General features: G+C 22.0%; 1 pseudogene. It reads left to right on the top strand.

The window, feature by feature from the left end:
* A pseudogene (locus tag H2280_RS08415) lies at window positions 1-669 on the top strand (hypothetical protein); the annotation flags it as partial.

Here is a 669-nt window from a genome sequence, read left to right as displayed (position 1 = left end):
TAATAATATAACAGAATTAAAAGAACCTATATTAAGACTTCATTATAAAAGTGATCGATTTCAAAAAGATAATTTACCTGTCTATAATCTTTTACTTAATAGCAAAAGAAAAGAACAAGACAAAGCTTTAGATGAATTAAATATAGATCAAAAAGATTTAAAAGATATAGAAGATATAAATATCCTTAATCAATTTAGGAAAGATTTTAGTAAAAATCATGAATTTAAACAATTAAATCTTAGCTTTGATACTAATTTAATCAAACTTTATTTTATTATCCCTAAAAATATCTCTAAATCCTATAAAGATGCTTATAAAAAATTTGAAAAAAAGGAATTAGGAGCAGGATATTTTAAAGAGTTACATGAATATGATAAAATTATTAGAAATTCCTTAAAAGATAATAAAGAACTAAATGGATATCATTTTAGTTTTTTAGCCCCTGCTAAAATGAAAAATTTAAAACTTCAAATTGCAAAGGGACTAGATAAAATCTTAGAAGATGAAGATAGAAAGCAAGATCTTTTTGTTTGTAAATTTGTAGTGGTAAATGGGATAGGAGAAAATAGAATAAAAACAAAAAATAAAGATGTAAATATAGATAATAACATAAAGGATATAAATACTACAAAAAGCAATAATATAAGTTCTAATAAAAGCAATACCCG

The organism is Campylobacter sp. 2457A, assembly GCF_020135895.1.
Lineage (GTDB): Bacteria > Campylobacterota > Campylobacteria > Campylobacterales > Campylobacteraceae > Campylobacter_D > Campylobacter_D taeniopygiae.
The sequence above is the reverse complement of the archived record's forward strand: the minus strand, read 5'-3'. Positions and strand labels throughout refer to the sequence as shown.